Origin of the sequence: Colwellia sp. MB02u-9 (assembly GCF_014077085.1) — a bacterium.
GTDB lineage: Bacteria > Pseudomonadota > Gammaproteobacteria > Enterobacterales > Alteromonadaceae > Cognaticolwellia.
On sequence record NZ_JACGVF010000072.1, the window covers coordinates 1 to 5,106 of the forward strand.

A 5,106-nucleotide genomic window follows, 5' to 3' on the forward strand; every position below is an offset into this window, starting at 1 on the left:
TTTTTTCAGTTTGAATTTATACCAAACACGGTTAAATTTCATTTAACTTGATGGACTGAAGTCCACCCTACATAGAGCCTACATCGAACCTACATTGGGCTTACGTTGGGCTTAATTTCAAGCTAGATAGGCTCTGTGGATGATAATCTGCCGGGCTAAACCCCGACCTCAACTCTAATCTATACAAGATTTATTGGCCGCTAAAAATTAACTTGATCAATAAATTTTTAACGCGCTAAGTGGCCAACTGCAGATCGCGTAATTTGGCAATTTTATCACGTACCGACGCGGCCAATTCAAACTCTAAGTTTTGGGCATGATTAAACATGGTTGTTTCTAATTCTTTTACTTTTGCATCAATTTGTTTGGTGGTGAAGGTTTCATATTCTGAAGCTGGCTCAGCGGCTTTTAATGCTGCTGCCGCACGAGTTTTTCCGCCATCAAGGTCCATTACATCAGAAATATTACGTCTAACGCCACGCGGGGTAATGTTGTTATCAATATTATATTGGTGCTGTTTAACGCGACGTCGGTCGGTTTCATCAATTGCTTTACGCATTGAGCCGGTAATGCGTCCAGCATATAGGATCGCTCGGCCATTAATATTACGTGCCGCTCGCCCAATCGTTTGAATAAGTGAACGTTCTGAGCGCAAAAAGCCTTCTTTATCGGCATCGAGAATAGCCACTAGAGAAACTTCTGGCATATCTAAACCTTCACGCAGTAAGTTAATACCTACGAGCACATCAAACTTTCCTAAACGAAAATCTCGGATAATTTCTACCCGTTCAACCGTATCAACATCAGAATGTAAGTAACGCGCTTTAACTTGGTGTTCGTCTAAATAATCGGTTAGGTCTTCCGCCATGCGTTTGGTTAATGTGGTGGCTAAAACTCTTTCATCAATTTTTACTCGTTTGCGAATTTCAGACAGGAGATCATCAACTTGCGTGTCAACGGGGCGAACTTCTATGATGGGGTCAAGCAGTCCGGTGGGCCTAACAACTTGTTCAGCAATTTCACCTGCTGACTTTTCAAGTTCATAGTGACTTGGCGTTGCAGAAACGTAAATAGTTTGCGGCGACAGGGCTTCAAATTCTTCAAACTTCATTGGGCGATTATCAAGCGCCGAAGGTAATCTAAAGCCATATTCTACGAGGTTTTCTTTGCGTGAACGGTCACCTTTGTACATAGCGCCAATTTGTGGCACGGTGACGTGTGACTCGTCAATGATCAGCAAGCCATCGCTGGGCAAGTAATCAAATAATGTTGGCGGTGCCTCTCCTGGTCCTCGGCCCGATAAATAGCGCGAGTAGTTTTCTATGCCGGAGCAATAACCCAGCTCGGTCATCATCTCAATATCAAATTGAGTACGTTGCACTATGCGCTGCTCTTCAATAAGTTTATTGTTTTCTTTAAGTTGAGTCGCTCTGTCTTTTAATTCAATTTTTATTTTTTCAACCGCAGCCACTATTTTTTCACGTGGTGTCGCGTAATGGGTTTTAGGATAAATAGTGACGCGAGCAACGGTGCGATCAACAGCGCCGGTGAGTGGATCAAATATGCTAATGCGCTCAATTTCTTCATCAAATAATTCAATACGTAAGGCCATGCGGTCTGATTCAGCAGGGAAAACATCAATAACATCACCGCGCACACGATAAGTGGCGCGCTGAAATGCCATGTCATTTCGTGCATATTGCAATTCAGCTAAGCGCCTTAAAATGTCACGCTGATTAATAATGTCGCCGACGCTGATATGCAACATCATTTTCAAGTAGGACTCGGGATCGCCCAAACCATAAATTGCCGAGACAGAGGCGATAATAATGACGTCTTTTCGCTCTAACAGTGATTTGGTTGCCGATAAGCGCATTTGCTCAATATGTTCATTGATCGAGGCGTCTTTTTCGATAAAAGTATCAGTGGTTGGCACATAGGCTTCTGGTTGATAGTAGTCATAATAAGAAACAAAATATTCTACGGCGTTATCAGGGAAAAAATCTTTCATTTCACCGTATAATTGTGCCGCTAAGGTTTTATTTGGCGCTAGCATCATAGTGGGACGATTAAGCTTTTCGATAACATTGGCGATGGTATAAGTTTTACCTGAGCCGGTTACCCCTAATAATGTTTGATGTGCTAAACCTGATTCAATACCATCAAGCAATTTTGCAATTGCCGTAGGTTGATCGCCGCTGGGAGTATAATCTGAATGTATTTTTAACGCTTTCATTAAGTAATAACCTCTGCCGTGACCCGATCTTTTTCACATTGCTTGTTAAACAAACCATAAGAAATAGCCGCCATCACTACATTTCCAAGTAAAGCTCCGATAAAAAAGCCTTCTATACCAAACCACAAACTACCCATATAAGCTAACGGCACATAACAAATAAATAAACGAATAACACTTAACACCAGCGCTACCATAGGCTTATGCAGTGCGTTAAATGATGAGTTGGTTAAAATAATCACGCCTTGAAAGCCATAACCTAAGGGTAAAATCCAAATGAAAAGTTTAATAATATCGGCAACCGCTTGCTCTTTAGAGAACACGTCGGCAATAAACGGCGCGGCTAACACGAGCACAACATAAACAAGCACCTGAAAGCTTAAAACAAATTTGATTGACGTTTTATAGCCGTCTTCAACACGCTTCATGTTGCCAGCACCCAAGTTTTGGCTAATAAAGGGGGGTAATGTCATTGACAGCGCTAACACCACTAAACAGGCAATAGATTCAATTCTTGACCCCACTCCAAAAGCAGCTACGGCTGATGCGCCATAGTTAGCTACAATCGCGGTTAACACGGCCGAAGCAGCCGGTGTTAACATATTTGCACCCGCGGCAGGTAAGCCAATATGTAAAATATCACGCGCCGAATAAATAAAGTCTTTAATGGCCATTAGATGGCGGTGAATTAAATCGCGTTTAATCGCTAAAATATATAAAACATAGCCTAAACCAAATAGCCAAGATATTAAGGTAGCAATGGCTGCACCTTCGATACCCATAGCGGGTACGGGACCAAAACCAAAAATAAAAATAGGATCTAATACGGCATTGATTAAGCCGGCGCTACCCATAATGATACTGGGTGTTTTGGTATCGCCATCAGCACGCAAAATAGCGTTACCTATCATAGGGCCAATTAAACAAATACAACCTAAAAACCAGAGATCCATATATTGATGAATTAAGGGGAGCAGTGCTTCGCTAGCCCCTAAAAGTAAAAAGGTTTCGTCAATCAGCAAATAACCGATCACGGCCAGCATACCAACAATGATTGCTGACAAATATAATGCGCTGGTTGCGAGGTTTTTTGCCGTCGCTTTGTCACCTTTACCCAGCGCTTTTGCAATAACGGCTGAGGTACCTATACCTAAACCTATAGTGAGACTGATCACGGTAAAGGTAATAGGAAAAGTAAAACTAATTGCGGCTAAAGGCTCTGTGCCCAATAGCCCGACAAAAAAGGTATCAACTAAGTTAAAGGTCATCAATAAAATCAGGCCATAGATCATCGGCACTGTCATTGTTTTTAACGTTGGACCTACGGGGTCTTTAAGTAGATTTATTTGGTGAATAGTTTTAGTCTTAATCATTAATTTTTAAACGTAAGTGATGAACCGAATACACCTGCCATTGTAAAAGATCGTGATCGGTCTCGCTACGTATATATTTTATTAGTGATAATAATGAGACAACTTAAAGAAAAAACCATATAGCTGAAATAAAATAGACTCTGCAGCTCTTCGCCAAAAACACCATAAATGTATAAAACATCACTCTTGAACAAAAAACACACGAACATGAGCAAAAACACGACAATATCACACTAACTACTTGTTATTAATTAATATTTAAACTTAGTCACAAAAATCTCCATTTGACTACAAGCCGCATTCTACCGTTTGCCTTACGTAAACGTACACTTTAACCCACATAGTTATCCACAGATAAAGTGGATAACTCTATTTTTAGTTGTTATTTTTAGTGCTGAGCATTTATTCATCATAAAATGCAGGAATGTTATCAACAACGCCTGCAATTTGAGCAAACGAGCAATAAAATGATTTTTTTCGAACTTTTGTGTTGACAGTATGACATGCGGCCTTTAATATTCGGCCCCGTTAGCCAGTAGCGGCTTTCAAAACAATTCCTCAATAGCTCAGTTGGTAGAGCAACGGACTGTTAATCCGTTTGTCCTTGGTTCAAGTCCAAGTTGAGGAGCCAAATTAAGATGTAATGGCTAGTATTGATATTACTAGCGGTTACATTAGGAAGTACAGTAGAAAGAACAATTCCTCAATAGCTCAGTTGGTAGAGCAACGGACTGTTAATCCGTTTGTCCTTGGTTCAAGTCCAAGTTGAGGAGCCACATTAAGATGTAATGGCTAGTAGTGATATTGCTAGCGGTTATATTAGCAAGTATAGTAGAAAGAACAATTCCTCAATAGCTCAGTTGGTAGAGCAACGGACTGTTAATCCGTTTGTCCTTGGTTCAAGTCCAAGTTGAGGAGCCACATTAAAAAACCTGCTTTCTTAAGCAGGTTTTTTTTCGTCTTGAATTTGATGAACGGCTATCCCTCAAAAAATCAGTTGGTAGAGCAACAGACTGTGCTTTTGTCATTAATAAGCATTTGTCATTTCTTTGTAGGTCGGACTTTAGTCCGACAACCGTTAAGCGAGCCATTAACCTGATGGGTTAATAGGAATTCATAGCAGGGTATTATTTTTCGCTCGGCATTCGTGCTCAAAACAGTTAAATTTCATTTAACTTGATGGACTAAAGTCCAACCTACATTAACACCACATAAAGTTTACGGGTGTTCATGTAGCGCTAGGCAATTTTTTGTAATTTTTTTGTAGGTCGGACTTTAGTCCGTCAACCGTTAAGCGAGTGATTAATGCTGTAGGCCAAAAAACATCAGCAGCCGGTATTATTTTTCTTAATTAGTCTTAATACCAAAAGCCGTTAAATTTCATTTAACTTGATGGACTAAAGTCCAACCTTGTATCTCTCTAAATAGAGTAATGAGCTATTATTCTATGACGAGAACTAAGAGAGTTTGAGTCCAACCTTAAAGCATTGACTTTGG

At 40.3% G+C, this 5,106-nt stretch carries 2 protein-coding genes and 3 tRNA genes; 3 read left to right on the forward strand and 2 right to left on the reverse strand.

Annotation, left to right across the window (positions count from 1 at the left end; translation table 11 throughout):
• Nucleotides 1–235: 235 nt before the first annotated feature.
• Nucleotides 236–2,236 (reverse strand): excinuclease ABC subunit UvrB, encoded by a 2,001-nt coding sequence (gene uvrB / locus H4J65_RS05065; RefSeq protein WP_182196299.1) that lies wholly within the window; start codon nucleotides 2,234–2,236, stop codon nucleotides 236–238.
• The gene (locus H4J65_RS05070) at nucleotides 2,236–3,609 is read right to left on the reverse strand and encodes an MATE family efflux transporter (RefSeq protein WP_182196303.1); all 1,374 of its coding nucleotides are present in this window, start codon (nucleotides 3,607–3,609) and stop codon (nucleotides 2,236–2,238) included. The genes uvrB and H4J65_RS05070 overlap by 1 nt, the downstream gene beginning before the upstream one ends.
• Before the next feature lie 555 nt (nucleotides 3,610–4,164).
• Here H4J65_RS05070 and H4J65_RS05075 point away from each other — a divergent pair.
• From H4J65_RS05075 to H4J65_RS05085, 3 genes are all read left to right on the forward strand, one after another.
• A tRNA-Asn gene (locus H4J65_RS05075) sits at nucleotides 4,165–4,240 on the forward strand.
• 69 nt (nucleotides 4,241–4,309) lie between these two features.
• A tRNA-Asn gene (locus tag H4J65_RS05080) sits at nucleotides 4,310–4,385 on the forward strand.
• Nucleotides 4,386–4,454: 69 nt separating this feature from the next.
• Nucleotides 4,455–4,530: transfer RNA gene (locus H4J65_RS05085), tRNA-Asn, on the forward strand.
• Nucleotides 4,531–5,106 lie beyond the last annotated feature (576 nt).

What these genes read in the sequence shown, in the direction of transcription:
- uvrB (WP_182196299.1), bottom strand. Translation starts at nt 2,236, where the DNA reads ATGAAAGCGTTAAAAATACATTCAGATTATACTCCCAGCGGCGATCAA.
- H4J65_RS05070 (WP_182196303.1), bottom strand. Translation starts at nt 3,609, where the DNA reads ATGATTAAGACTAAAACTATTCACCAAATAAATCTACTTAAAGACCCC.